Below are 23,369 nucleotides of genomic sequence, written 5' to 3'. Positions count from 1 at the left end.
TGGTTTAGATTTTTTTTACTAAAAAGTCAAACAATTGAATTTGGTTCTTTAACAAGTTATTCGTTACCATTCACAAGTGTTTTTAAAAGGTTAGAAATCAAGCCGCTACTTTTAATAAAAAACACGAAAAATGAAAAGAAAAATAGTTGTCCTTGCTGTTGCAATGTTTGGATATGTAGTAACAGGTTTCGCGCAATTTGATGGCATGGAACCGAAAGGAACCTTGGTCTCTGTTGAAGAGAAAACAATGGGGTTTGTAATGAAAACGGAAAATTACATCGATGTAGAAGAAGATAAAATTGTCCATTACCTGGTTGTCGCGTTCGATGGAGAAATGTCATCCATCTTTGTGATGAATTGCCCGATTAGGGACATAAAATCAGTGAAAAGTGGAGGGAATCTTTTGTCAATAGATTTCAAAGATGAACGTGAGCTTGTTCAAAAGAAATATGGCAAAGACGAACAATCAGAAGAAATCATTAAAGGATACATAGAATTCAATTTTGATAAAGCAGATGTTTGTAAAAAAGTAACCAGTGCTATACAAAGTAAATTAACAGCCTTGGAGAGTACTTACTATGTACCAACCAGTGAAATGGAACATTCATTTGTTTATGGGTCAAAAGAAAGTTTACAAATGGTCGAGTGGAATGGAACTCCTTTTAGAACGGAGACATACGACAAGTACAAATGGGAATTTTATGCTTTTGCTAATGACGCTGAACGTAGTTTTGAACTGTATAAAGCATCTTATGAAATAGGAAAACCAGAAATCATTGGAGTTGAATTTTCAAGTACTTCTTACGATGATGTGATTAAGATCGGAACAACGGGTAAAACATGCTATGTGGTAGGTCCAGAAAATTTTGGTTTTATGATGACTTTTTACAAAGAGAGCTCAAAGACTTCAGAATACACCACTTTGTATTTCGAATTTGAAACAGAAGCAGAAGCAGAAGAATGCCGCCAAAACTTTCAAACTGTTTTGGATAATTACAAAGCAAGTAAATAGAAAAGTATACATGAATCATGAGCCCAGCAATGTTGTTGGGCTTTTTTAGTTCAGTAAATAATGAAACAAAAAAAATGAGACACTAGAAGCATCTCATTTTTTTTTTGTTCGTAGTGGAGGTGTTAAATTTCAGTGACAACTAACTTTCCGTTTTTCAAACTAATCGTTCCAATAGTTTCAGCAAAATTGGGATCATCACTACATGTTAATACCACACAGATTTTATTGTTTCTAACTTTGATATCTGGAGAAGCTGCATAGTCGCATTCACCACCTCTTGCTGTGCGATTGTCAATGATTTTCATGACCAATTCCATTGGTTCTTCATGCACAAAAATGGGGTATTCTTTTTCACCATCAATGACAATAAATCCTCCAGAGTATTGAATGTAATCATAACCGTCCATGTGCCACAATTGCAATGTTTGAACTGGGTTTTCTCCGTTAAATGCTTCTTTGAATTGGTATTTGATGATGCCTTTTTCTAGATCCTTGGAAAGGATAACACGCGGACCAACACCAATAGAAGGATCTTCTGAATCAACATCGGCGTATTTTTCATAGTAATACATCACATCTCTTTCTTCACCTTGTTCATCCACACTGTTCATCATTGTTGAATCTGCATTCTGATGAGCTGCAAGTGCATTGGCTTCTTTATTGGTGTTGCTACAAGCAAAACTTAATAGCATAATACTGGATAAAATGATTGCAGGATTTTTCATGCTTATTGTACTTTAAACGTTTCTACTATTTTTTTGATGTCAGCATCTTGTGCGTTTTCCTCAACACCTTTTTGAATCACTTGCATGCTTTTGAACTCGTTGTACCCTTTTTCTCTTGCATAGCGCATAGGAGCACCAATCAAAATTTGGGTGTACAAGGATTGAAGCGCTTTTTTATCCAACTGCGGCGAATCCGCTTTTGCTTGATCCAATAAGGATTTACAGTAATTGAAGAAATCAATCACATCGTTTTTGCTCAGTTTCGGAATTGCTGGTTTTGCCATTTCTTGATCAAACCCTTTTTTAGTGTGCCAAGTATGGTATGAATCTTCGGGTGCAACGTAGCCTTTTGCTTCTTCCAAGGTGCTGAAAATGTTATAGCAAAGCGCTACTTCAGCATTGTTTTCAGTGATGTTTCGAAATGTAATCACAGAATAGTTGCCACTGTAAATAGGAAAGTAGCGTTCAATACTACCTTCTATGATTGGTTCAGCACATTCAATTTCCATAGGAACACTATCAAACTGATCTCCGCGACCAGTTGATGTTTCCAACATTTTCTTCAATTCCGTAGAAAAGAAATAGTGTTTGACAAAATACCCATTCGTTCCTCCGACAACGGGTGTAAACCATTCTTTATCTGCAGCTTGTTGAGCGTTTAATTGCGTTCCTGCAAGGGACAGCAATCCTGCAACAATAAGTTTTCTCATAACTTCAACGATTTTCTAAGTTCTTTGATGAAAGCATTCGCTTCAGCTTCTGAAACAAAATAAACTTTCATCGACATGTTGTTGGTGCCTTTGATCAATTCACGTGATGGTGAAAAACGGTAGTTGTACTGAAAGGGAATGCATTCCGTGAATTCGTTACAACTGATGGCTACTTCATAAACAGGAACTCCAAAGGATGTAGGATCTAACATGGGTGTTTCTGGAACAAATAAAGTAGAAATGTCCGTGAAAGAAATAGTGAATGTTTCAAAATCAACTTGGTTGTCCTTGTTTTCCTCTAAGCCAAATGTTTGCAAGTTTGAAAATGTAATGCTCTTGTTCTTTTTATCAATCGCATAAAAGCTTTCGTACTCACTCGGATTGTAATCCAAGCCTTTGATTTTTCCTGCAGATTTTCCTGGTACGATCAACTCCTGTCCTTTAAATGTTACTGGCGTTTGCGAGAACGATAGGCTGATTAGAAAAGTGAAAATTCCTGTAAGTACAAATGGTACTAATTGTTGTGTTTGCTGTTTCATTGTTGTTTAGTTTAAAAGTTCTTCGTTTAAAATGCTTAAGAATTGCGTGGCAAATTCCTTGTTGGAGAATTTGATGGTAAAGCTGAAGCCTGGTTTTTCTTGTATGAATTCACTGGATGGATTAGATACAGAACAGTAACTTTTAACCACCTTGAATGCCGCGTTATCACTTGAAATGGTGACTGAATAATAGGATGTTCCATCTAAATTGTATTCTTCCATCGGTACTTCTGGAATTGCATTTAGATCAATGTCACTGATCACGATGGCTTCTTTTTGAATGTTCGTATTGTTTTCCGGTGCTTCGTTTTGAAGTACTTCAACGGTGGTTAAAACGACAGTTCGCGTTTCTTGATTGATGTCCCAAAAACATTCAAGGGTTGCCCCATCTTCATACACATTCTTGATTTTACCCGCTGTAAGTCCATGAATGGTATAAGTGGATGTTTTGAACGGAATACTGGTTTGAGCAATGCTCGTGTTTCCGAACTGAAAGGAAATCAGTAGTAGTAAAACAGTTTTTTTTATCATTATTTTAAGTTTAAAGTTGTTCGTATTGACTGAATAAAAGCAGTAGCTTCTTCTTCTTCAAGAAAGTAAAAGCGTATCCATAAAGGCGACTCAGCTAGTGTTAATTGTTCTGAACCTGTTCCGTGGATACACGCAAAATGTTCAATGGATTCGTTCAAATCATTGGCCATGAAATCCGCATAATAATGAGGTGTTTTGAACGTACCATCATCGTAAATGGGAATCTCGAATACTTCATTGAGATCAATGTCTTCAAAATGAATGGTGTATTGATCCACATCCACATTGTCGTTCGTTTCAAAATCCTCAAAGCGCTTTACAACAGTAGAGGTGAGGGTTCTTTGGGTGGTGTCAATGGCATAAAATCCTTCAATGGTAGCCGGATTTCCTGTTTTTCCCATCAATTCACCACCCGTTTTTCCGGGAATTGAAAAAATGATTCCATTCACAACGATGGATACTTGAGAAAACGCACTTGTGTGAATGAAAAGACAGATGCAGCCAATTAGCAATAAACGCATGACCATTACAGTTTGGAGATACCGATGTTATTGACTACAATGGTTTTCAATGATTTTTTCATTTCTGGCACATCACTTCTAAATTCTCCTTCACCAATGATGGCCATATTTGGTTCATTGTCTTCTTTTAACTCGAGCCAGTAACTAACTGTTCGGTTTTCTGCCGGACCTTTCAGTTTTCCTTGGTTGAAGCTGGTGATCAATCCTCCGAATTCCCATAGAAACCCATTGCAGGTTATGGGTTTTCCATTGATTTGGACCAATTCTTCGAGTGTCGTTCCAACACCGATCCCAAATTCATCCCGGAATGGGCTCTCCGGGTTTGTAGCTTCAATGGAAGTGATGCGTTCGTGTAAGCTGTCCCAGTAGATGATAAACTCATCGCGTTTGCCTTTGTTGACAATCGTTGCAGTTACTATATTTCCGCTTTCAAATTGATCCAACTCTTGGTCGATGACGTTTTCCGAACCATATTTAGCAACAACCTGTTGGTAGTTGTCGGTGAGTTTCACCAATCCGAAGGATTTTTCCGTAACGGTATAGCGCGGATCTTTGGTCTCACCGGTTTTAGCGGGTGCATTTTCCGGCAATTCCGGTGTTTGTGCCTGACACGATTGAAGAACAATCGCAAGCAATGAAAGAATACTAATAAACTTGTTCATAATTTTGGATTAATGGGGATTATTTCGTCAGGCTTAAATACCCGACTTCTTTGTGCCAATAAAGCTCAACTACTAATAAAGAACGTTTGATTTTGCAGGCGTTTTCATCGGTGTTGCTGCATGCGTAATTGAGCGAGTTGGTTCCAAAGTGGAATTTCACCGTGGTTCCGTTTCGCGGTAATTCAAAGTATTCATAAACGCCTTCTTTGTAGTTTTCAAAAATAGTTGTCGCATTTCCGTTGTAAGCTTTGTCTTCAACAGTGGTCATATCCGGTAAGACTTCTTTTGTTACCTCAACGAGTTTTTTACTTCCCTGAAAAAAGTGGATATTGCCCCCGTCTATCATTCCCTGCTCAGGATCTTCGTAAGCGAAGTAATTGACAGCGATAAATGTTTCCTTTTTAGAGTTCTTAAATAAAGCGAGTTGGAATACGAAAGTTCCGCCACCCGTTCCGGTATCTTTGAATTCCAGGAAACCATTGGCGTTGTCTACCAACACGGCACAAGGTCCGGTTCCTGCATCAGCGGTATACGACTCTCCTTTTTTGGTGATCACATATCCGTGCCGGTTTGCTTTTGGCAGCTTATTGAAGGAATCAATCAGTTTTGATTGACCACTGGCAAAACAAGTCGTAAGGGCTAAACAAAATGTGAAAAGCAGTTCTTTCATAGAGTGTTATTTAGCGTTGGATTTTTCCTTTGTTGGAGATGTTCAGGACAATTTCGTTGGTTTGTCCGGCGGCAAGTGTTTTGAAGACGATTTCGTTGTAAGAATTGACTTGCATGTTGCACACCGCATCATCTCCTTTAAAACCAGCTACTCCGTTGATTTCATCAATCAATTTTCCGGTTTTGTAATTGTAGGTCTGCACATCGATGAGGTAGAACAAGCTCTCTGCCTGACCTTTGTAGAAAAACAAGATGGCAACAGAGGATTCCTTATTCAGTAAAAATCCGATGCTGTTGCAGAAAGCTTCCTCTTCTTTGAGGTACTCATTGCTTTGCCACAAGTATTTGAAGGCTAATTTTTGATCGATCGGAACTTCCAAAGCTTGTTCCATGACATAGGAGCCGATGTTTTTGGGAGGTTTCATTTCCGGTCCCATTTGAATCAACAATTCCATGAATTCGTCGTTTACGCCCAATGCATTGTTTTGAGCGGAAAGGGACGAATAGAAAGAAAAACTGAGCAACAGGGTCGCAAGGACCGATGTGTTTTTGAGAGAAGAAATCATGTCTTTATTTTTGAATGTGAATGGTTTTAACCCGGAAAAGAAACCGTTAAGGAATGCTTTTCCGGGTTTTAGTAATCTGCTTTTTAATTTTTCACGAATGAAACGGTCTGATAAGTATCGTTTTGCTGAACGGAAAGAAAGTAGTTTCCGGATTCAAGTTCTTCGATGGAAATGCTTTCATGAGCAGCCAGCTTTCCTGTTTTCACCACAACACCGATGGTGGAGGTGATGGTGTATGCAACTTCCTGTTCTGTTGTGAGGTTTAAATGAGTTGAAGCGGGATTTGGATAAAGATTCAAATCCAGGGACTTGTTTTCTGCAAGACTTGCCGTTCCATAAAAGTTGTTGATGTTTTCGATTTCTATTCTGCTCAATGCACGTTCATAAAGTAAAACATCATCGATCCAGCCCTGGAAACTCATGTTCTGGAAATTGGTCCCAATATAAAACGAGGTGTCAGCCGCTCCGAACGTTAGGTTTGCTGCCGAAGGCATTTCCAAATGATTGGTGATAGCATTTCCAAAATAGCCGTCCAGAATTCCTCCGGATGCATTCTTGTAGTAAGTCAATGCATAGCCACGCCATTGGGTGATTTCTGCTAAAGAAGTAACCTGACCGGTAATCGTATAACCAAAAGTGCCTGATTCAGTATTATTATCTAAAACACCAAATTGAATGGTATACGGATTACTTTGATTGGTCTTTTGTACACGGATAAATTGTTGACCGTTGTACAAAATAGAATGATAGGAATTGACCGCTGCATTTGCTAAAAAAGCACTGTCAAATTTGGCTGTGCAATAAAGGGTGATTCCCTGGTTGTTGGCATTGGTTGTTTGAAGGTCATTTACCAGGTTGTTATAAACCAGGCGGGGATTTCCGTCGCCAATAAATAGTTCAAGTGCTGAATCCTGATTTCCGTCTACATCTTCACCAAGGTTGTAGTTGTAACTTTCGTTCGTATCAATGACGGCATTGATAGGCAACGCCGCATCAAAATCACCTTCAAAATGATTCTCGAAGATCAATCCGGTGGTAGGTATTTGAGCATAAGTGGTTCCTGAAACAAACAGGATGAATGCACTCAGTAAGTAATGTGTTCTTTTCATAGTATTTTGAATAAATGTTTGCTCAAAGGTGAAGGACTTCCGGCACGGAATGAAAAAATCCTTGCGAGTTGGAAGTTAAACCTTGTGAACTGCATTTCCGGTCCGATAAATCAGCGCGTTTTAGTGTCCGCTTACTCTTTCCCAAGCAGATCGATCAGTTCTTCTTCAAAAGCCAGAGCATCCGCTCGTCGGGAGAAAAAGATCTGCACATATCCGGCACCAAGCGATTCTTTGTAAGCGGGCATTTCCGGCGGATAGATCATCCATTTATGTCCGTTTTGGTAAGCCGTTTTCCCTTCAGGTGTTTTTGCTTTCACCGATACACTCCAAGTTTCGGCATGTCCTTCTTCGAAATCTGATTTTGTGGAAGTAATGACGTAGTCAAATGTTTCGTTTTTCAAACCGAAATGTTCGATGTAAACGGCTGTCATTAACGCTTGCGCATTGTTGACCTCGAATTGTTCTCGGACAATAAAAATAGAATCGCCAACGATAGCTGAATAGAAAACCGAATACGCTCCGTCTTCGTTGTAAGTTCTGTCGTAACGGGTAATGCCTTTTTCTGATGGTAACTTGTAGGTGTTGATCCCGAAAGTTCGTTTGAGTTGTCCGAAGCATGCGCTGCTGCAAGCGAATAGACATAAGAAAATTCCTGTTTTCATGTGTTGGTTTTTTGAGTTAAAAAAAGAGTCGGAATGCACCGACTCTCTACTATGAAAAAACATGCTCCACGCAAGTAACTGCACTTTTGTAAAACTGTTTCCCTTTTCAGGCTTGTTTTTAAATACCGGAATCTTTGACCCTATTGTGTGATTTTCTGTTCGTGTTCAGGCAAAGTAATTGCCTTTTAGCTGATTCCGGACAGACATCCTTGTGAAAGGAGTGAGATTTCTTGTGAAGGGAATAAACCGGTTTTTTCAACGATTGGTTTTACGTTCAGCCGATTCTCAATGGCATATAGCTAATTAGCAAAATTTATCCTGTTTTTTCATTCATTTTTCCTAAATTCGCGCGTCGAATAAATTGTCAAAAACTAACTTTCAAAAGCAAGTCTTCTTTTATGAATACCTATCAAGAATATCTTCAGGAAATTGAAGAGAGAAAAACACAGGGGCTTCACCCGAAGCCGATTGATGGCGCAGACTTATTAAGCGAAATCATCACACAGATCAAAGATGTGAATAACACCAATCGACCAGATTCGTTGAAGTTTTTCATTTACAATGTGTTGCCTGGAACTACAAGTGCAGCTATTGTGAAGGCGCGGTTTTTAAAGGAGATTATTCTTGGAGAATCCCTTGTTGCTGAAATTACACCCGCTTTTGCTTTTGAGTTATTGTCTCACATGAAGGGTGGTCCTTCTATTGAAGTGTTACTTGATTTGGCTTTAACGCATAAAGATTCTGTTGCGAAAGAAGCTGCTGCTGTACTTAAAACACAGTTTTTCTTGTATGATGCGGATACAGACCGTCTAAAGGAGGCATTTAAAAACGGAAACGAAATCGCTAGAGAGATTCTTGAGAGTTACGCGAAGGCTGAATTTTTCACGAAACTTCCTGCGATAGCTGAAGAAATTAAGGTCGTTACATTCATCGCTGGTGAAGGGGATATTTCTACGGATTTACTTTCTCCTGGAAACCAAGCTCACTCGCGTTCAGATCGCGAATTGCATGGTAAATGCATGATTACTCCTGAAGCACAAGCAGAAATTCAAGCTTTACAAGCACAACATCCAGATAAAAGTGTGATGTTGATTGCTGAAAAAGGGACGATGGGTGTAGGTTCATCCAGAATGTCGGGTGTAAATAACGTGGCACTTTGGACAGGTAAACAAGCTAGTCCGTACGTTCCATTTGTAAACTTTATGCCAATTGTTGGAGGTACAAACGGAATTTCTCCGATTTTCTTGACAACCGTTGATGTGACTGGTGGTATCGGTTTGGATTTGAAGAACTGGGTGAAAAAACTGGATGCAGATGGAAACATCGTTCGTAATGAAAATAACGAACCTGTTTTGGAACAAGCATATTCTGTTGCAACAGGAACAGTGCTTACAATTAATACAAAAACGAAAAAATTATACAACGGCGATCAAGAGTTGATCGATATTTCGAAGGCATTTACTCCTCAGAAATTGGAATTCATCAAAGCGGGTGGATCGTATGCAATTGTTTTCGGGAAAAAGATTCAAACATTCGCAGCTAAAACATTGGGTATAGATACTCCATTGGTGTTTGCTCCATCGAAAGAAATTTCGGTTGAAGGGCAAGGTTTGACTGCCGTTGAAAAAATATTCAATAGAAATGCGGTTGGAATCACTCCAGGGAAAGTATTGCATGCTGGATCTGATACGCGTGTAGAAGTAAATATTGTTGGTTCGCAAGATACAACTGGTTTGATGACTGCTCAGGAATTGGAAGCGATGGCTGCTACGGTTATTTCGCCAATTGTTGATGGTGCATACCAAAGTGGATGTCACACTGCTTCTGTTTGGGATAAAAAAGCACAGGCAAATATTCCGAAACTCATGAGTTTCATGAATAACTTCGGATTGATTACTGCTCGTGACCCGAAAGGAGTTTATCACGCTATGACAGATGTGATTCACAAAGTATTGAATGATATTACAATCGATGAATGGGCAATCATCATTGGTGGTGACTCTCATACACGAATGTCGAAAGGGGTTGCTTTTGGAGCAGATTCTGGTACAGTTGCACTTGCATTGGCTACTGGTGAAGCTTCCATGCCGATTCCTGAATCTGTAAAAGTGACTTTCAAAGGAACGATGGCAGAATATATGGATTTCCGGGATGTGGTTCATGCTACGCAAGCTCAGATGCTTCATACATTTGGTGGAGAAAACGTATTCCAAGGTCGAATCATTGAAGTTCATTTGGGAACATTGACCGCTGACCAAGCATTCACGTTTACGGATTGGTCTGCTGAAATGAAAGCAAAAGCATCTATTTGTATTTCTGAGGATGATACCTTGATCGAATCATTGGAGATTGCGAAGAGCAGAATTCAGATTATGATTGATAAAGGCATGGATAATCAGAAGCAAGTGCTTCAAGGATTGATTAATAAAGCGAACAAAAGAATCGCTGAAATCAAATCAGGAGAAAAACCTGCTCTTACTCCAGATGCAAATGCGAAGTATTACGCGGAAGTAGTTGTTGATTTGGATTTGATTGCAGAGCCAATGATTGCCGATCCAGATGTAAATAATAAAGACGTTTCAAAACGCTATACCCACGATACAATCAGACCATTGTCTTTCTATGGTGGAGATAAAAAAGTAGATCTTGGATTCATCGGTTCGTGTATGGTTCACAAAGGTGATATGAAAATACTTGCTCAAATGTTGAAAAACGTGGAAGCACAAAACGGGAAAGTTGAATTCAAAGCTCCGTTAGTAGTTGCTCCTCCAACGTATAACATCGTAGATGAATTAAAGGCTGAAGGTGACTGGGAAGTTTTACAGAAATACTCCGGTTTCGAATTCGACGACAATGCTCCGAAAGGCGCTGCTCGTACGCAATACGAAAACATGTTGTACTTGGAACGTCCAGGATGTAATTTGTGCATGGGTAACCAGGAAAAAGCAGAAAAAGGAGATACCGTTATGGCCACTTCTACACGTCTTTTCCAAGGAAGAGTTGTGGAAGATACAGATGGTAAAAAAGGAGAATCCTTGCTTTCGTCTACACCAGTTGTTGTTTTGTCAACCATTCTTGGTAGAACTCCATCCATTGAAGAATACAAGAAAGCGGTAGAAGGAATTAACTTAACGAAGTTTGCTCCATCACATAAGTTGTTGGTGAATTGATTTTTGATAAAAGATATATGAAAGCTCGGTCTAGTGAATTCTGGATCGGGCTTTTTTTGTGAGAAGTTTATTAGCAATTATCGGCTGCCCATTTGTAAAAATCTTCAATGGTAACTCCTAATGTTTGACAATTTGTTTTAATATGAAGTGCAGGTATTTCCTTGTCTGCTTTTCGAACTGTAATTGATTGCCAACAACTGCCACATTTGAATTGAGTATGTGAACCTTTTGTTCGCTTTTCAATACATTTTTTAGATGCTAAATATTTCAGGAAGCAAGTGGTTTTTACAGGTCGGTTATTTCCCATATTTTACACGTACATTTCAAACTCTTTTACTTCTTCAATTGCTTCTTCCGAAAAACCTTGAAGCTCTCCATTGGCATCTATAAATGATCTTGAATAATCCTTTGTCTTAATGGCGTCTTTTTTCCATCCCAAATTGATTAATGCTTGAATACGCTGCTTTGGTTTCAATTCACTAAAATCCATCGCGAAATTTTCCAAACTAAAAATCATCATTTCTTTAGCCTCTTTTTCATTTTTGCCATAGGCACTTATTTTTAAAGAAGGGCAGTACATGTTGAATGTGTTCGAGTCAGGTATTTTAAAAGAAAATGCCATTACACGCATTTTAGTCTTACCGTTACCCATATGAATGGAATCAGTATAGCTCATGTTTTTCTCTTTTTGTTCAGTAATGATACGTAAAAGTAATGAAATGATTCATTGGATTTTCCCAAAAGTATGTAAAAAGGTTTAGGAATCGTCTAAACCCTAGATTCTAGCGACTAAGAATTATTTGTCCACGATAACTATATTAGATTATCAGAGTTTTTTGTATTATTTCTCACTTTTTCTGCCTAGACAAAAAATAAGAAGGGTTGTGGCTTCAAATAAGTATTGAATTTCTGGTATAATTTTGTAAACTCAATTTTGATATTTCAAATCCTCAATGGTGTATTTATTCAGATCATTTTTACGACAGAAAAGTTGAAGATTTATTAGCATTATTTAAGGATTGATTTTTACTTTAAATGATTATCTTTAAAAAGAGTAAAACTGACTGAATATGGCTGTATTTGATTTAGATATGATTAAGGCAGTGTACGAGAAATATCCTTCTCGTATTGATGCTGCCCGCAAAGTGGTAAATAGACCACTGACTTTAACCGAAAAAATTCTTTATGCTCACCTTTGGGATGGAGCTGCAACTGTTACTCACGAACGTGGGAAGTCGTATGTGGATTTCGCTCCAGATCGTGTGACGATGCAAGATGCAACCGCTCAGATGGCTTTGTTGCAATTCATGCAAGCTGGAAAGCCAAAAGTTGCTGTACCTTCAACGGTGCATTGCGACCACTTGATTCAGGCAAAAGTAGGTGCTGATGCCGATTTGCAACGCTCATTGAATGAAAACAACGAGGTATTCCAATTCTTGTCGTCTATCTCGAATAAATACGGAATCGGTTTCTGGAAACCGGGAGCAGGAATCATTCATCAGGTGATGTTGGAAAATTACGCCTTCCCTGGTGGAATGATGATTGGAACAGATTCTCACACTGTAAATGGTGGAGGACTTGGTATGATCGCCATTGGAGTTGGTGGTGCCGACGCAGTTGACGTAATGGCTGGAATGGCTTGGGAGTTGAAATTCCCGAAACTAATCGGAGTTAAATTAACTGGACGTTTAAACGGATGGACTTCTGCAAAAGATGTGATTCTGAAAGTTGCTGATATTCTAACTGTAAAAGGTGGGACAGGAGCAGTTGTGGAATATTTTGGCGACGGAGCAATTTCGCTTTCTGCTACTGGAAAAGGAACCATCTGTAACATGGGTGCTGAAATTGGTGCTACAACTTCTACCTTCGGTTATGACGATTCGATGCGTCGTTACTTGACGGCTACTGGTCGTGCGGAAGTAGTTGCGTTGGCTGATACGATCGCAGAGCATTTAACCGGTGATCCCGAAGTTTACACAGATCCAACCAAATACTTCGATGAATTAATCGAAATTGATTTAAATACCTTAGAGCCACATATCAACGGACCATTTACGCCAGATCGCGGAACGCCAGTTTCTAAAATGAGATCCGAAGCGGAAGCAAATGGCTGGCCAATGAAAATAGAGTGGGGTCTTATTGGATCTTGTACCAACTCCTCCTACGAAGACATGTCTCGCGCAGCTTCCATTGTGGAGCAAGCCGTGAAACATGGAATTACACCAAAAGCAGAATTCGGAATCAATCCAGGATCGGAACAAGTTCGCTACACGATTGAGCGCGATGGAATCATTGCAACCTTTGAGAAAATGGGAACGAAAGTGTTCACCAATGCGTGCGGACCTTGTATTGGACAATGGGATCGTGACGGAGCAGACAAACAAGAGAAAAATACCATCGTTCACTCGTTCAACCGGAACTTCTCGAAAAGAGCAGACGGTAACCCCAATACACATGCATTCGTAACATCGCCTGAAATGGTTGCTGCGTTGGCAATCTCTGGTGATTTAGGATTCAATCCGCTGACAGATACGTTAACGAACGACAAAGGAGAACAAGTAAAATTGCTTCCTCCGCATGGAGACGAGCTTCCAACTAAAGGATTCGACGTAGAAGATCCAGGATACCAAGCTCCAGCTGAAGATGGTTCAGGAGTTCAGGTCATTGTAAAGATGGACTCCACGCGCTTGCAGTTATTGGAATCGTTCCCGCTTTGGGACGGACAAAATATTCATGGAGCAAAATTGCTGATCAAAGCATTCGGGAAATGTACGACCGACCACATTTCAATGGCTGGTCCGTGGTTGCGCTACCGTGGTCACTTGGATAACATTTCCAATAACATGTTGATTGGTGCTGAAAACGCATTCAACGGAAAAGCAAACGAAGTGGTGAATCAATTAACGGGTTCAACGGGTGAAGTTCCTGCTGTAGCTCGTGCATACAAAGCTGCTGGAATTCCTTCCATCGTTGTGGGAGATCACAATTACGGAGAAGGTTCTTCCCGTGAGCATGCTGCCATGGAACCACGTCATTTGGGTGTTCGTGCGGTAATCGTGAAATCATTTGCGCGTATCCACGAAACAAATCTGAAAAAACAAGGAATGCTTGGTTTGACTTTCTCCAATGAAGCAGATTACGATAAAATCAAAGAAGATGATACATTCAATTTCATTGACTTGGTTGAGTTTGCTCCTGGAAAACAATTGACTTTGGAATTGGTTCATGCAGATGGTTCTAGAGAAAATATCAAATTAAATCATACATACAATGCCCAACAAATTGATTGGTTCAAAGCAGGATCAGCCTTGAATTTGATTAAGTTGGAGAATCATAGTGGGTAGAAGAGAAAGCAAAGCTTTCGAAGACGAACAATGACAAGCGTTAGCGCGAAGATTGTGAGGATTGAAAAATACTATTTAGAAAAATCCCGATACTGAAAACAGGTCGGGATTTTTTGTTTTCGGGTAATTATCTTGAGTTTGGGGTAAGTGTTTTTGATTGGGATTTTTAACGGTTTGCTTACCGCATGTTAGCACAACTTTTAAATTATATCACCTCCCTTTTCGAGCAAAATTGAAACACTTTGTTTAATAATTTGTTTCTTGGCTTCAGTTAGAAACTCCTTTATTAACGGAATGCCTTGTTTGGCTATTTTACCCCAAATTCGAGTTAGTGATTTTAATATTGTTTTTTTTGATTGCGTCGTTAAATTTTCTTTTAAGTCTTGAATATCCTTTTTTATTTCAATAATCTGTAATTCGTTTTTATCATTGATAAATGTATCTATTCTATTAGTTATTGAATCTAAATGTTCATCTATTAAAAGTGCCTGTTTAATTGTAACAGGTTGTTCTTCATCTTCATCAATTAATTCAAATTCTGAAAAAAAATCTTCACTGTAAGATTCCACAATGGGGTCGTCAAATACTGTTTTCACTTTGTCATAACCATCAAGAAGTTCTAACCATTTGGATAAAAATTGATCTAGGGCACTTGCCGCAATCCACATTCGTTTATTTGCAACGTTCTGTTTGTCCAAAGGTTTCCAATCAATTAGAAGTTGAAAACCTTTATCAAGCCTGAATTCCTCTACATTGAAATAAAAATCAGATCCCGGATCTTTATCGATGAATCGAATCATAAATTTATCTGGATCAATGTTCAGAAAATTTTTGCCCTTTCTATCGAGAAATGGTTCGATAAATTCATGAACTAATAATGGAATCTTCTTTTTCATGTATTTGTGATTAATTGGCACTACGGCTGACGCTTGGCGCCGTTTTTCTGTGTTGCGCCTGCGGCAGAAAAATGGAGCTAAGCGTTTGTTAGTAAATAGTTTTAAATAAACAATTTGAAAATATCTCCTTGTGCTGAACCAGTGACAATCTTACAATTTGCTCCGTCACGTTGGTACATATTATCTTTAAAATATACTGGAGCATTCCCACATTCCACCTCAATCATTAAAACCGTTCTATCGTGATATGTTATTGGTGTTATAACTTTTGTAACCTTTTTCACCAAATCACTTGGCAACTCTGATTTCGAAATTTTATCAGTTATAAAAGCAATATAATCGTCTAAAGATACTCCTTTTAAAATAGCTTCGCGTTCAAGTCCAACTATGCCAAATCCTTGGTATCTAGATACATTTGTCAAATTATCCAAAGCCTCAACTTGTAAAGTATCCGCCTCTTTATCTGTTACACCAAGAAATAGAAAACCTTTTTTACCCTTTCCAAGGTTAGCCAGTGCTGCGATGTTTTTAAGAATTTTGTTTTCAAAATTTTCATCGGAAAAAGTTCTCCCATTCGGACTTAGCGAATACAATCCTTGTTTATAATCATAGGTTGCTGCTTCAACTTTTGATCTCATAAGGAAATTTTGGAAATCCAAAGTAAGCGAGGTTGTGCTTCTAAATGTTTGATCCGATAATTTAAAATGAGGTTCAAGTAATCCTTTACAAACTTGGATGTTTGCGATCCTGCCTGATGTTGTGGTGTATTTTCTATCTCTTGTTAATCTTGAATGTATATTATTTAAGGCATTTTTTATTCCTTCAACATCAAATGGTAGTTTATTTTCTTTAATTATTAAACTATGGAATGCCATGTAAATAGTATAGAAATCCTCCTTGATAGGATTACTAGCTGCACCAGGGTTAACAATTCTTTTCAAATTATCAACACCAAGATGTGTATCGCAAAAACTTACAATCTCAGAAAAAACAAGTTTTATGTCACTTGAAATATTTTCTTTACCAACAGCGTTTATTTTTATTTCAACTTCATTCGATTTATCATTATCGCCAGTCCCATAGTAATTATTAAACTCAATTTTACTAGATGGAAAAGGAGTTTCTAGAGCAATTGAAAGGAGAATATCTGCAATAAACTGTTCATCTTCACTTTCTCGTAAGTCAGTTATCCTTAAAACGCCTTGTTTACACCAAAATGTGTCCAATGCACTCACTCCATATCCAAGAGGTTCACGAGTATCAATACTAATACTTGGCATATGAGATAAAAGTAAAACGTTATTGGAAGAATCACCTCGGATTTCAGAAGCAATCTCTCTAACGATATCTGCAAATTTTGATGTGTTACCTGCTTGTCGAACTTCTTGTGCTGACAAATGCCTTCCTCCAGAATTTATACGCCTAAATGTCTCATTGATATCATCAGATTTAGTTGATTTAAATACAGTTAGTGGGAATTGATATGAAATAAATGCAGATACATTTTCTTGAGAAATATAATTTATTCCTTCGCCTTCTTTTGCAATGAATTTACCTTCATTTATTTGAGTTCTGGAAAAAGTATAGTCGTTAGTATTGAAATAACGTTCTTCACCATCTTGAAATATCGGAAATTCATTTTCAATAAATCCAAAAAAGGCATTTAGGCGTTGCATTCCATCAATAATCTCAAATCCATCATCAGTTTTGGTCAATAGTATTAATGGAACAGGGTACTTTAATAAAATTGAATCAATCAAACTTTGTTTCTCTTTTAATGACCAAACAAGTTTTCTTTGGTATCGTCTATTTACAAAAACCTGTTCTTTTCTATAATGCTCATATATCTGCATTATACTCATACCTGTTGGTGATTCTATCATTGATATTAATTATTTGTTCTGTTTAAATAGTTGCTAACTTAATTTATACACGCAACTCTACAACTGCTTGCAATCATTCGTCATCAATTTTTATTCCTGAAAAGTCAATCAGATATATTTTGAAGGTTTCAGTAAATAGTGTTTTGCGCGTTTCGCTTTTCCAATACTACTCAAAAATTTTTAATTCCAACGAGGAGGCGAATGAATTATTCGAATTTAAGTTGTATTTTTTGGAAGGTACTTTTCAAATTTCCGAATACCACCCTTGCGTTTTTACTGAAAAAAACTGTTAGTAATTTTACTAACTTGCTAACTCCTCATCCCGCTAGAATAAACGAAAAAATCCCGCTCGTTATTTTTAAATTCCAACTAGGAGGCGAATGATTTATTCGAATTCAAGTTGTATTCATTTGCTCCGTTTGGAGTCATTCATTTGGGAAGTATTATTCAAATTTCCGAATACCAGCCTTGCTTTTTTACTGGAAAAAACTGTTAGTAATTTTACTAATTTGCTAACTCCTCATCCCGCTAGAACAAACGAAAAATCCCGCTCGTTACTCACAAGCAGGATTTTCTAGTTTTATTCAATTTATAAGTAATTAGTAATTCGTAATTAGTAATTCGTAATTCGTAATTCGTAATTCGTAATTCGTAATTCGTAATTCGTAATTCGTAATTCTCTCTTAAACCGCAACGTTATGTTCTCTCAGCGCATCATTCAAACTGGTTTTCAAATCCGTAGAAGCTTTGCGTTTTCCGATAATCAATGCGCATGGCACTTGAAAATCTCCCGCTGGGAATGATTTCGTGTACGTTCCTGGAATCACCACCGAACGTTCTGGAACATATCCTTTCATTTCAACGGGTTCTGGTCCGGTAACATCAATGATTTTTGTCGACATCGTCAAACACACATTTGCTCCCAAAACAGCTTCTTTTCCAACTCGCACGCCTTCCACAACGATGCAGCGCGAGCCAATAAATGCATGGTCTTCAATAATCACGGGTGCAGCTTGCAAAGGTTCCAACACGCCGCCAATTCCAACACCACCGCTTAAGTGTACGTTTTTACCAATTTGCGCACAAGATCCTACCGTTGCCCACGTGTCAACCATTGTTCCTGAATCTACGTATGCTCCAATGTTTATGTAAGAAGGCATCATGATTACTCCTGGCGCAACAAACGCACCGTAACGCGCAATTGCATGTGGAACAACACGAACACCTAATTCAGCATAGTTTTTCTTCAAAGCCATTTTATCGTGAAACTCGAACGGACCCACTTCAATCGTTTCCATTTGGCGAATCGGGAAATACATCACAACCGCTTTCTTCACCCACTCGTTTACTTGCCAAGTTCCATCGTCGGTTGGTTCAGCAACACGCAATCTTCCTTTGTCGATATCTTCAATCACATGTTCAATTGCCTGACGAGTTTCTGCCTGATCTAACAATGCCCGGTTTTCCCAAGCAGCTTCAATAATGGAACGCATATTTTTTGATTTTCGACAAAGGTAGGAATTAAATGAAAATAAGGTTTCTCCTTCCGGAATCATCGTTATCAAATAAAAACTACATCTAAACCACAATCTTCTTACTTTTTTCCAAGGCCAAAAAAGTAAGCAAAAACGCCTTCATCCCAATTACGACTTTCGAGCAGCCTTCCATTTCTGACTGATCAAAGGAAAGACGAGGTCAGGACCTCAAATGGAAAACCCCAGCAGTTTTACAAACGCTGTGGTTTATGCCACTTTCCTAGTTCAGTAACAGAAATGAAAGGCTTTTTCTTTCAGAAGACATTTTTAGGACGGATAAAGATAATCCCTTCGAAGTTGAAATTTCTCTGTCGTGTAATTGGGATTTTGTCCGCAGATAAAATTTTCCAATCAATTAAATTTTTTTTAAACCTCCTTGATTTATAGAATGATTCTAAATCGGAAGATAATTTGGGGTTGAAAAGGGCCATTATCCTGTAACTTTCGAAAATAAGCATCTAATTTTTTATCATTAAATCTTCTTTGAAATCGAATTTTAAGATTATTCGCTACAATTTACAATGATTGTTAACTCGAAGCATCAGCGCCATTCCAGAAGTAAAGCTCGAAAAAAGTCAATGACGTATTTTTTCGAAAAAAGCGTTTACGTTTTGATTCTTCAGAATCAGCCCTTTTTTCAGAAAAAGAAGGAGTTGGCTTTTTTGCTTTGCGGCTTTGAATGGCGCTATAAGGCATTTTTGCCTACTTTTTATGCCTTGGTAAGAATCCGTAAAACGGATGAAGACGCACAGCAACAAACGTTAGTGCGAAAGCTGTAAGGTAAGTAAGAATACTAAGCATTAATAACCGTATTTTTACACCCTAATTATTAATAATAAGCTTTTGTCAAAAATCCTTGCAATCGATTTCGGTCTAAAAAGAACAGGCCTCGCACTTTCCGATGAGTCGAAAATCTTTGCGTTTGGACTCCAAACCATCGATAGTAAAACCCTCATGGACGAATTGAAAAAACTCGTTTCCAAAGAGAAAATTACCGAAATTGTAATTGGCGAACCCAAAAGATTAGACACTTCCGACTCACACATTACCCAAAATGTACGTTTATTGAAAGAAGCGGTTCAGAAAGTGTTTCCAGAAGTGTTGGTTTGTATGCTCGACGAACGATTTACTTCCAAAATGGCTTCAGCTGTAATTGCTCAAAGTGGCTTGAAGAAGAAAGATCGGGAGCAAAAAGGATTGATTGATACGGTAAGTGCCACAATTATTCTTCAAGATTACCTTCAAACCCGCTTAAACGGGAGTTTGAGATAAGAATACGGTCAGAATTCTCAAAAAAAGTTGGCTACTAGGCAAATTTGCAAGGGATAACCAGCTATCGCGCGTAAATTTAACGAAGGAGACACTTTTTTTCAGAATAGCTTTTTAGGTTGCTTTTTGAGGATTACCAACAATTTATAAAGCGTTCTGACAAAATTCTTGTTCCAAACTCACGTTAGAATAAGGAAAAGTATTTCGAAAGACTCTATTTCCTAACTTTGTAACAAGTTAAAAAGGTTCAAAGAGTTTCAATGTTCAAAAAGTTCAAATTGAACCATTGCACTTTTTCAACTTTTGAACTGACTGAAATGGTATTAAAAAGAGGAATCGTCATCCGATTCTATAGTTGAGATTAAAAAAAGATAAAATGATATTGCCAATTGTTGCTTACGGTGATCCAGTCCTTAAAAAGGAAGCGGTCGAAATTGATGCGAATTATCCAGAATTAAAAAAACTGATCGAAGACATGTTCGAGACGATGTATGAAGCATCTGGAGTTGGTTTGGCTGCTCCTCAGATCAATCGATCAATTCGTTTGTTTGTGGTGGATGGAAGTCCGTTTGCTGAAACTGACGAGGACGAAGAAGAAGATCCGAAAGCGGAAGGAATGGAAGGATTCAAACGTGTTTTCATCAATCCAATTATTGAAGAAGAAACGGGTGAATCTTGGGGTTTTCATGAAGGATGCTTGAGTATTCCAAAGATTCGAGAGGAAGTTATGCGCAAGGAAAAAATTCGCATCACCTATTACGATGAAAATTGGCAATTGCATGATGAGTGGTTCGACGGATATAAAGCGCGCATCATTCAACACGAATACGATCACATCGAAGGCGTCTTGTTTACAGACCATCTTTCTGTGCTGAAAAGAAGATTGCTTTCAAAAAGACTTCAGAATATTTCTCAGGGATTGATTTCTGTGGCATATAAAATGAAGTTTCCATCGTTTAAAAAAGGTAAATAATGAAAAATATAGGATTGGTTGGCTTTTTAGGATTTTTGGTTGCTTGTTCTTCCGGTTCAACAGATGAAAAAACAAAAGAAGTTTCAAGTCAGGTTTCAGAGAAAGGTTTGGAAGAATCCGTTAAAGCAGTGAAAGCATTTGAAGATTCATTGAAAGCGGCTTCAAAAACGGGGACTTTGGAATTTTCGCCTGAAACAGCTGTTGTGTATGCTGAAAAGTGTTTAGCCATTACTCACCGATTCCCTAAATCGGATGAAGCTCCAAGATACATGGATAAAGCACACATTATTTTTGCTTCTGCAGGTTTGAACCAACGATCAGTAATGATTGCCGATTCGTTAATTATGCGCTATTCGACCTATAAAAACAGAGCAATGGTGTTGGAGAGTTTGGCTGGTTCGTATGATGTGTTCGTGAAACCAAGACAAAAAGATAAAGTAAAGCTTTACTATGAATTGTTGTTAAAAGAGAATCCGAAAATGGATCCAGCGCAACGAAAACAAATAGAAAAACGTCTAAAATATGTTGATTTGACTTTTGAAGAGTTCATTTCAAAGGCAAATTAGTATTTTGGAATGATTTTCGTTAACTATGTGTTAAAGAAATAAATTGGTAAAACTTTATAATCTATATTTACAACAACTAAAAGAAACAAAATGAAAAAAGTATTATTTACAATGATGTTGGCTTTTGTAGCTGTGATCGGTGCAAACACTGCGGTAGCTCAAGAAGTACAAAACGGAGCTAAAATCGAGTTCGTGAAAGAAACACATGATTACGGAAATATCAAATATGGTGCTAACGGAGCTTGTACGTTTTCTTTTACAAACACTGGAAATGCTCCATTGATTATTTCAAATGCAAAAGGATCTTGTGGTTGTACGGTTCCTGAGTGGCCGAAAGAACCAATTGCTCCAGGAGCGAAAGGTGTAATTACTGTGAAGTATGACACAAAACGTTCTGGTGTAATCAACAAAATGGTTACAATCACTTCAAACGCAGTGAATGAGCCAACAAAAACAATCCGTATTAAAGGAAATGTTGCTCCACAACCAGAAGGAACAAGCCCTGTAAACAACGGAGGAGCTCCAACAAACAACTAAGAAAAATAAGATGCGTTATTTCATTATCGCATTTGTAATACTAAATTCCGCTTTCTGCATCGGTCAGAAAGCGGAATTTTCTGTTGATAAAGGCACGTTTACATTCCCTAAAACAAAAGAAGGTCCTGTCATTACACATGATTTTGTCATTACAAATACAGGAACCGATGAATTGGTTATCTCTGACTATAAAGTTTCTTGTCCGTGTACCAAAGTCATTCTTCCAGCTCCCATTCTCCCGGGTGACACTGGAATTATTCAGGTAAATTTTGAAACCAAAGGAAAATACTACGAACAAGACCGATCCATTATTTTGATTACCAACACCAAAAAGGGAACCGAAAAAGTACGCTTCAAAGTGTTCGTGATTCCCGAGGAAGATTAATGTTCTATTTATTTCTCGTCTTACTCTTCGGTAATAAAATTAGTCATCTTATCGACTAATTTATTAGCTGCGGACTCAATCCCAATTACACGACAGGGAGATTCCAACTTCGAAGAAAAAATGATTACCCGTTATTCTATCTGTAACTTGGAAGAAAAGGACTTCCGTTTCTGCTACTGGACTAGGAAAGTGGCATAAACCACAGCGTTTGTAAAACTGCTGTGGTTTTTCCATTTGAGGTCCTGACCTCGTCTTTCCTAAGATCAGTCAGAAAGGGAAGGCTGCTTGAAGGATGTAATTGGGAAAAGGCATTTTTGGTTACTACCTCGGCATTTGACTTTTTGTGAAAGTCATGCCTCGTCTTCATGAGCAGCACTCATTCTTTCAGCCTTGGAAAAAAGTAACGTATAAGAAGTTTTATCGTTTGTGGAGTGATCATTAACTTAAAAACGTTCTTCGTAGAATCACTTTTTAACACCTATTTAAGACTTGAGTTAAGATCCTGTTAATCATTCATCTTTCTCGGATTTATCTCTCTAGATTGCATTCATATTAAACAATATACTTATGAAAACAATTCTATTAAACATCGTGATGACGTGTGTTGCATTGCTAAGTTTTAATCAACTTTATGCGCAAGAGGAAGTAGCAAATGGGCCGAAAATTTCTTTCGTAAAAGAAACTCATGATTATGGGGAAATTCGTTTCCAAGGGAATACTACTTATATTTTTGAGTTTGTAAATACCGGGAATGAACCATTGGTTATTACTAGTGTCAAAGGATCTTGTTCGTGCACGGTTGCAGATTGGTCAAAGGAACCAGTTGCTCCAGGAGGAAAAGGATTTATCAAAGTGAAGTACGATTCCAATCGAGTGGGACCGATTAACAAGAGTTTTACAGTAAGCACAAATATAGAGAGTGATCCAGTAAGAATTCTGTATATCAAAGGAACTGTGCTGCCTGCAGAAGAAACGCCTATTTTGGTAGATTGAATAACTAAATAGTTACCATGGTATTGGTTCGCTATTTAGCGAATTAGCGAATTCGACAATTTGAATCTTTATTTAGATGATGGGTGATTAATTCTCAAAACTTTCTAAAAAT

At 38.0% G+C, this 23,369-nt stretch carries 24 protein-coding genes; 9 read left to right on the top strand and 15 right to left on the bottom strand.

The window, feature by feature from the left end; all coding sequences use genetic code 11:
- Positions 1-130: 130 nt before the first annotated feature.
- On the top strand, positions 131-1,012 hold the full coding sequence (locus FLUTA_RS04920; RefSeq protein ID WP_013685755.1) for a hypothetical protein: 882 nt from the start codon (positions 131-133) through the stop codon (positions 1,010-1,012).
- 122 nt (positions 1,013-1,134) lie between these two features.
- Here the strand turns inward: FLUTA_RS04920 and FLUTA_RS04915 are convergent, their stop codons facing one another.
- The 10 genes from FLUTA_RS04915 to FLUTA_RS04870 form a co-directional block, all read right to left on the bottom strand.
- Positions 1,135-1,737, bottom strand: coding sequence for a hypothetical protein (locus tag FLUTA_RS04915; protein WP_013685754.1), 603 nt, complete (start codon positions 1,735-1,737; stop codon positions 1,135-1,137).
- 2 nt (positions 1,738-1,739) lie between these two features.
- On the bottom strand, positions 1,740-2,447 hold the full coding sequence (locus FLUTA_RS04910; protein WP_013685753.1) for a hypothetical protein: 708 nt from the start codon (positions 2,445-2,447) through the stop codon (positions 1,740-1,742).
- Positions 2,444-2,986 (bottom strand): hypothetical protein, encoded by a 543-nt coding sequence (locus tag FLUTA_RS04905; RefSeq protein WP_013685752.1) that lies wholly within the window; start codon positions 2,984-2,986, stop codon positions 2,444-2,446. The genes FLUTA_RS04910 and FLUTA_RS04905 overlap by 4 nt, the downstream gene beginning before the upstream one ends.
- A gap of 6 nt (positions 2,987-2,992) precedes the next feature.
- Complete coding sequence (locus FLUTA_RS04900; RefSeq protein WP_013685751.1) at positions 2,993-3,517, bottom strand: hypothetical protein; 525 nt, start codon at positions 3,515-3,517, stop codon at positions 2,993-2,995.
- A complete protein-coding gene (locus tag FLUTA_RS04895) occupies positions 3,517-4,038 on the bottom strand; it encodes a hypothetical protein (RefSeq protein ID WP_013685750.1) in 522 nt (173 codons plus the stop codon). Before FLUTA_RS04895 ends, FLUTA_RS04900 begins: the two co-directional genes overlap by 1 nt.
- Positions 4,039-4,043: 5 nt before the next feature.
- Positions 4,044-4,700, bottom strand: coding sequence for a hypothetical protein (locus FLUTA_RS04890; protein ID WP_013685749.1), 657 nt, complete (start codon positions 4,698-4,700; stop codon positions 4,044-4,046).
- Between the two features lie 19 nt (positions 4,701-4,719).
- Positions 4,720-5,370 carry a hypothetical protein gene (locus FLUTA_RS04885; protein WP_013685748.1) on the bottom strand — a complete coding sequence of 217 codons (651 nt, stop codon included), beginning with the start codon at positions 5,368-5,370 and terminating at the stop codon, positions 4,720-4,722.
- 10 nt (positions 5,371-5,380) lie between these two features.
- On the bottom strand, positions 5,381-5,935 hold the full coding sequence (locus tag FLUTA_RS04880) for a hypothetical protein (protein ID WP_013685747.1): 555 nt from the start codon (positions 5,933-5,935) through the stop codon (positions 5,381-5,383).
- 83 nt (positions 5,936-6,018) lie between these two features.
- Positions 6,019-7,044: a T9SS type A sorting domain-containing protein gene (locus tag FLUTA_RS04875; RefSeq protein WP_013685746.1), complete on the bottom strand. Its 1,026-nt coding sequence runs from the start codon at positions 7,042-7,044 to the stop codon at positions 6,019-6,021.
- Between the two features lie 131 nt (positions 7,045-7,175).
- The gene (locus FLUTA_RS04870; RefSeq protein WP_013685745.1) at positions 7,176-7,706 is read right to left on the bottom strand and encodes a hypothetical protein; all 531 of its coding nucleotides are present in this window, start codon (positions 7,704-7,706) and stop codon (positions 7,176-7,178) included.
- A 398-nt stretch (positions 7,707-8,104) separates the two neighbouring features.
- Here FLUTA_RS04870 and FLUTA_RS04865 point away from each other — a divergent pair, with 398 nt between their 5' ends.
- Positions 8,105-10,876 (top strand): bifunctional aconitate hydratase 2/2-methylisocitrate dehydratase, encoded by a 2,772-nt coding sequence (locus FLUTA_RS04865; RefSeq protein WP_013685744.1) that lies wholly within the window; start codon positions 8,105-8,107, stop codon positions 10,874-10,876.
- A 70-nt stretch (positions 10,877-10,946) separates the two neighbouring features.
- Here the strand turns inward: FLUTA_RS04865 and FLUTA_RS04860 are convergent, their stop codons facing one another.
- The gene (locus FLUTA_RS04860) at positions 10,947-11,183 is read right to left on the bottom strand and encodes a type II toxin-antitoxin system HicA family toxin (RefSeq protein ID WP_013685743.1); all 237 of its coding nucleotides are present in this window, start codon (positions 11,181-11,183) and stop codon (positions 10,947-10,949) included.
- 3 nt (positions 11,184-11,186) lie between these two features.
- Positions 11,187-11,552: a hypothetical protein gene (locus FLUTA_RS04855; RefSeq protein WP_013685742.1), complete on the bottom strand. Its 366-nt coding sequence runs from the start codon at positions 11,550-11,552 to the stop codon at positions 11,187-11,189.
- 394 nt (positions 11,553-11,946) lie between these two features.
- Between FLUTA_RS04855 and FLUTA_RS04850 the strand changes: the two genes are divergently transcribed.
- Entirely contained in the window at positions 11,947-14,220 is a 2,274-nt protein-coding gene (locus FLUTA_RS04850; RefSeq protein WP_013685741.1) for an aconitate hydratase, read from the top strand.
- A gap of 200 nt (positions 14,221-14,420) precedes the next feature.
- Here the strand turns inward: FLUTA_RS04850 and FLUTA_RS04845 are convergent, their stop codons facing one another.
- From FLUTA_RS04845 to FLUTA_RS04825, 3 genes are all read right to left on the bottom strand, one after another.
- Positions 14,421-15,116 (bottom strand): hypothetical protein, encoded by a 696-nt coding sequence (locus FLUTA_RS04845; protein WP_013685740.1) that lies wholly within the window; start codon positions 15,114-15,116, stop codon positions 14,421-14,423.
- 101 nt (positions 15,117-15,217) lie between these two features.
- Positions 15,218-16,999 carry a GmrSD restriction endonuclease domain-containing protein gene (locus FLUTA_RS04840; RefSeq protein WP_013685739.1) on the bottom strand — a complete coding sequence of 594 codons (1,782 nt, stop codon included), beginning with the start codon at positions 16,997-16,999 and terminating at the stop codon, positions 15,218-15,220.
- Positions 17,000-17,682: 683 nt separating this feature from the next.
- Positions 17,683-18,492, bottom strand: a complete 810-nt coding sequence (locus tag FLUTA_RS04825; RefSeq protein ID WP_013685738.1) for a 2,3,4,5-tetrahydropyridine-2,6-dicarboxylate N-succinyltransferase — start codon at positions 18,490-18,492, stop codon at positions 17,683-17,685.
- A gap of 885 nt (positions 18,493-19,377) precedes the next feature.
- Between FLUTA_RS04825 and ruvX the strand changes: the two genes are divergently transcribed.
- From ruvX to FLUTA_RS04795, 6 genes are all read left to right on the top strand, one after another.
- Positions 19,378-19,806 (top strand): Holliday junction resolvase RuvX, encoded by a 429-nt coding sequence (gene ruvX, locus FLUTA_RS04820; protein WP_013685735.1) that lies wholly within the window; start codon positions 19,378-19,380, stop codon positions 19,804-19,806.
- 373 nt (positions 19,807-20,179) lie between these two features.
- Positions 20,180-20,776 (top strand): peptide deformylase, encoded by a 597-nt coding sequence (gene def, locus FLUTA_RS04815; protein ID WP_013685734.1) that lies wholly within the window; start codon positions 20,180-20,182, stop codon positions 20,774-20,776.
- Positions 20,776-21,342, top strand: coding sequence for a hypothetical protein (locus tag FLUTA_RS04810; protein ID WP_013685733.1), 567 nt, complete (start codon positions 20,776-20,778; stop codon positions 21,340-21,342). Before def ends, FLUTA_RS04810 begins: the two co-directional genes overlap by 1 nt.
- A 90-nt stretch (positions 21,343-21,432) precedes the next feature.
- Complete coding sequence (locus FLUTA_RS04805) at positions 21,433-21,879, top strand: DUF1573 domain-containing protein (RefSeq protein WP_013685732.1); 447 nt, start codon at positions 21,433-21,435, stop codon at positions 21,877-21,879.
- Positions 21,880-21,889: 10 nt separating this feature from the next.
- Positions 21,890-22,264 (top strand): DUF1573 domain-containing protein, encoded by a 375-nt coding sequence (locus FLUTA_RS04800; protein WP_013685731.1) that lies wholly within the window; start codon positions 21,890-21,892, stop codon positions 22,262-22,264.
- Between the two features lie 567 nt (positions 22,265-22,831).
- On the top strand, positions 22,832-23,257 hold the full coding sequence (locus FLUTA_RS04795) for a DUF1573 domain-containing protein (protein WP_013685730.1): 426 nt from the start codon (positions 22,832-22,834) through the stop codon (positions 23,255-23,257).
- Positions 23,258-23,369: the final 112 nt, after the last annotated feature.

The organism is Fluviicola taffensis DSM 16823 (assembly GCF_000194605.1).
Lineage (GTDB): Bacteria > Bacteroidota > Bacteroidia > Flavobacteriales_D > Crocinitomicaceae > Fluviicola > Fluviicola taffensis.
This window is presented reverse-complemented; position numbering and strand designations above follow the sequence as displayed.

Excerpts from the sequence above, each read along its gene's own strand:
- FLUTA_RS04920 (WP_013685755.1), top strand. The coding sequence starts at position 131 with ATGAAAAGAAAAATAGTTGTCCTTGCTGTTGCAATGTTTGGATATGTA.
- FLUTA_RS04915 (WP_013685754.1), bottom strand. The coding sequence starts at position 1,737 with ATGAAAAATCCTGCAATCATTTTATCCAGTATTATGCTATTAAGTTTT.
- FLUTA_RS04910 (WP_013685753.1), bottom strand. The coding sequence starts at position 2,447 with ATGAGAAAACTTATTGTTGCAGGATTGCTGTCCCTTGCAGGAACGCAA.
- FLUTA_RS04905 (WP_013685752.1), bottom strand. The coding sequence starts at position 2,986 with ATGAAACAGCAAACACAACAATTAGTACCATTTGTACTTACAGGAATT.
- FLUTA_RS04900 (WP_013685751.1), bottom strand. The coding sequence starts at position 3,517 with ATGATAAAAAAAACTGTTTTACTACTACTGATTTCCTTTCAGTTCGGA.
- FLUTA_RS04895 (WP_013685750.1), bottom strand. The coding sequence starts at position 4,038 with ATGCGTTTATTGCTAATTGGCTGCATCTGTCTTTTCATTCACACAAGT.
- FLUTA_RS04890 (WP_013685749.1), bottom strand. The coding sequence starts at position 4,700 with ATGAACAAGTTTATTAGTATTCTTTCATTGCTTGCGATTGTTCTTCAA.
- FLUTA_RS04885 (WP_013685748.1), bottom strand. The coding sequence starts at position 5,370 with ATGAAAGAACTGCTTTTCACATTTTGTTTAGCCCTTACGACTTGTTTT.
- FLUTA_RS04880 (WP_013685747.1), bottom strand. The coding sequence starts at position 5,935 with ATGATTTCTTCTCTCAAAAACACATCGGTCCTTGCGACCCTGTTGCTC.
- FLUTA_RS04875 (WP_013685746.1), bottom strand. The coding sequence starts at position 7,044 with ATGAAAAGAACACATTACTTACTGAGTGCATTCATCCTGTTTGTTTCA.
- FLUTA_RS04870 (WP_013685745.1), bottom strand. The coding sequence starts at position 7,706 with ATGAAAACAGGAATTTTCTTATGTCTATTCGCTTGCAGCAGCGCATGC.
- FLUTA_RS04865 (WP_013685744.1), top strand. The coding sequence starts at position 8,105 with ATGAATACCTATCAAGAATATCTTCAGGAAATTGAAGAGAGAAAAACA.
- FLUTA_RS04860 (WP_013685743.1), bottom strand. The coding sequence starts at position 11,183 with ATGGGAAATAACCGACCTGTAAAAACCACTTGCTTCCTGAAATATTTA.
- FLUTA_RS04855 (WP_013685742.1), bottom strand. The coding sequence starts at position 11,552 with ATGAGCTATACTGATTCCATTCATATGGGTAACGGTAAGACTAAAATG.
- FLUTA_RS04850 (WP_013685741.1), top strand. The coding sequence starts at position 11,947 with ATGGCTGTATTTGATTTAGATATGATTAAGGCAGTGTACGAGAAATAT.
- FLUTA_RS04845 (WP_013685740.1), bottom strand. The coding sequence starts at position 15,116 with ATGAAAAAGAAGATTCCATTATTAGTTCATGAATTTATCGAACCATTT.
- FLUTA_RS04840 (WP_013685739.1), bottom strand. The coding sequence starts at position 16,999 with ATGATAGAATCACCAACAGGTATGAGTATAATGCAGATATATGAGCAT.
- FLUTA_RS04825 (WP_013685738.1), bottom strand. The coding sequence starts at position 18,492 with ATGCGTTCCATTATTGAAGCTGCTTGGGAAAACCGGGCATTGTTAGAT.
- def (WP_013685734.1), top strand. The coding sequence starts at position 20,180 with ATGATATTGCCAATTGTTGCTTACGGTGATCCAGTCCTTAAAAAGGAA.
- FLUTA_RS04810 (WP_013685733.1), top strand. The coding sequence starts at position 20,776 with ATGAAAAATATAGGATTGGTTGGCTTTTTAGGATTTTTGGTTGCTTGT.
- FLUTA_RS04805 (WP_013685732.1), top strand. The coding sequence starts at position 21,433 with ATGAAAAAAGTATTATTTACAATGATGTTGGCTTTTGTAGCTGTGATC.
- FLUTA_RS04800 (WP_013685731.1), top strand. The coding sequence starts at position 21,890 with ATGCGTTATTTCATTATCGCATTTGTAATACTAAATTCCGCTTTCTGC.
- FLUTA_RS04795 (WP_013685730.1), top strand. The coding sequence starts at position 22,832 with ATGAAAACAATTCTATTAAACATCGTGATGACGTGTGTTGCATTGCTA.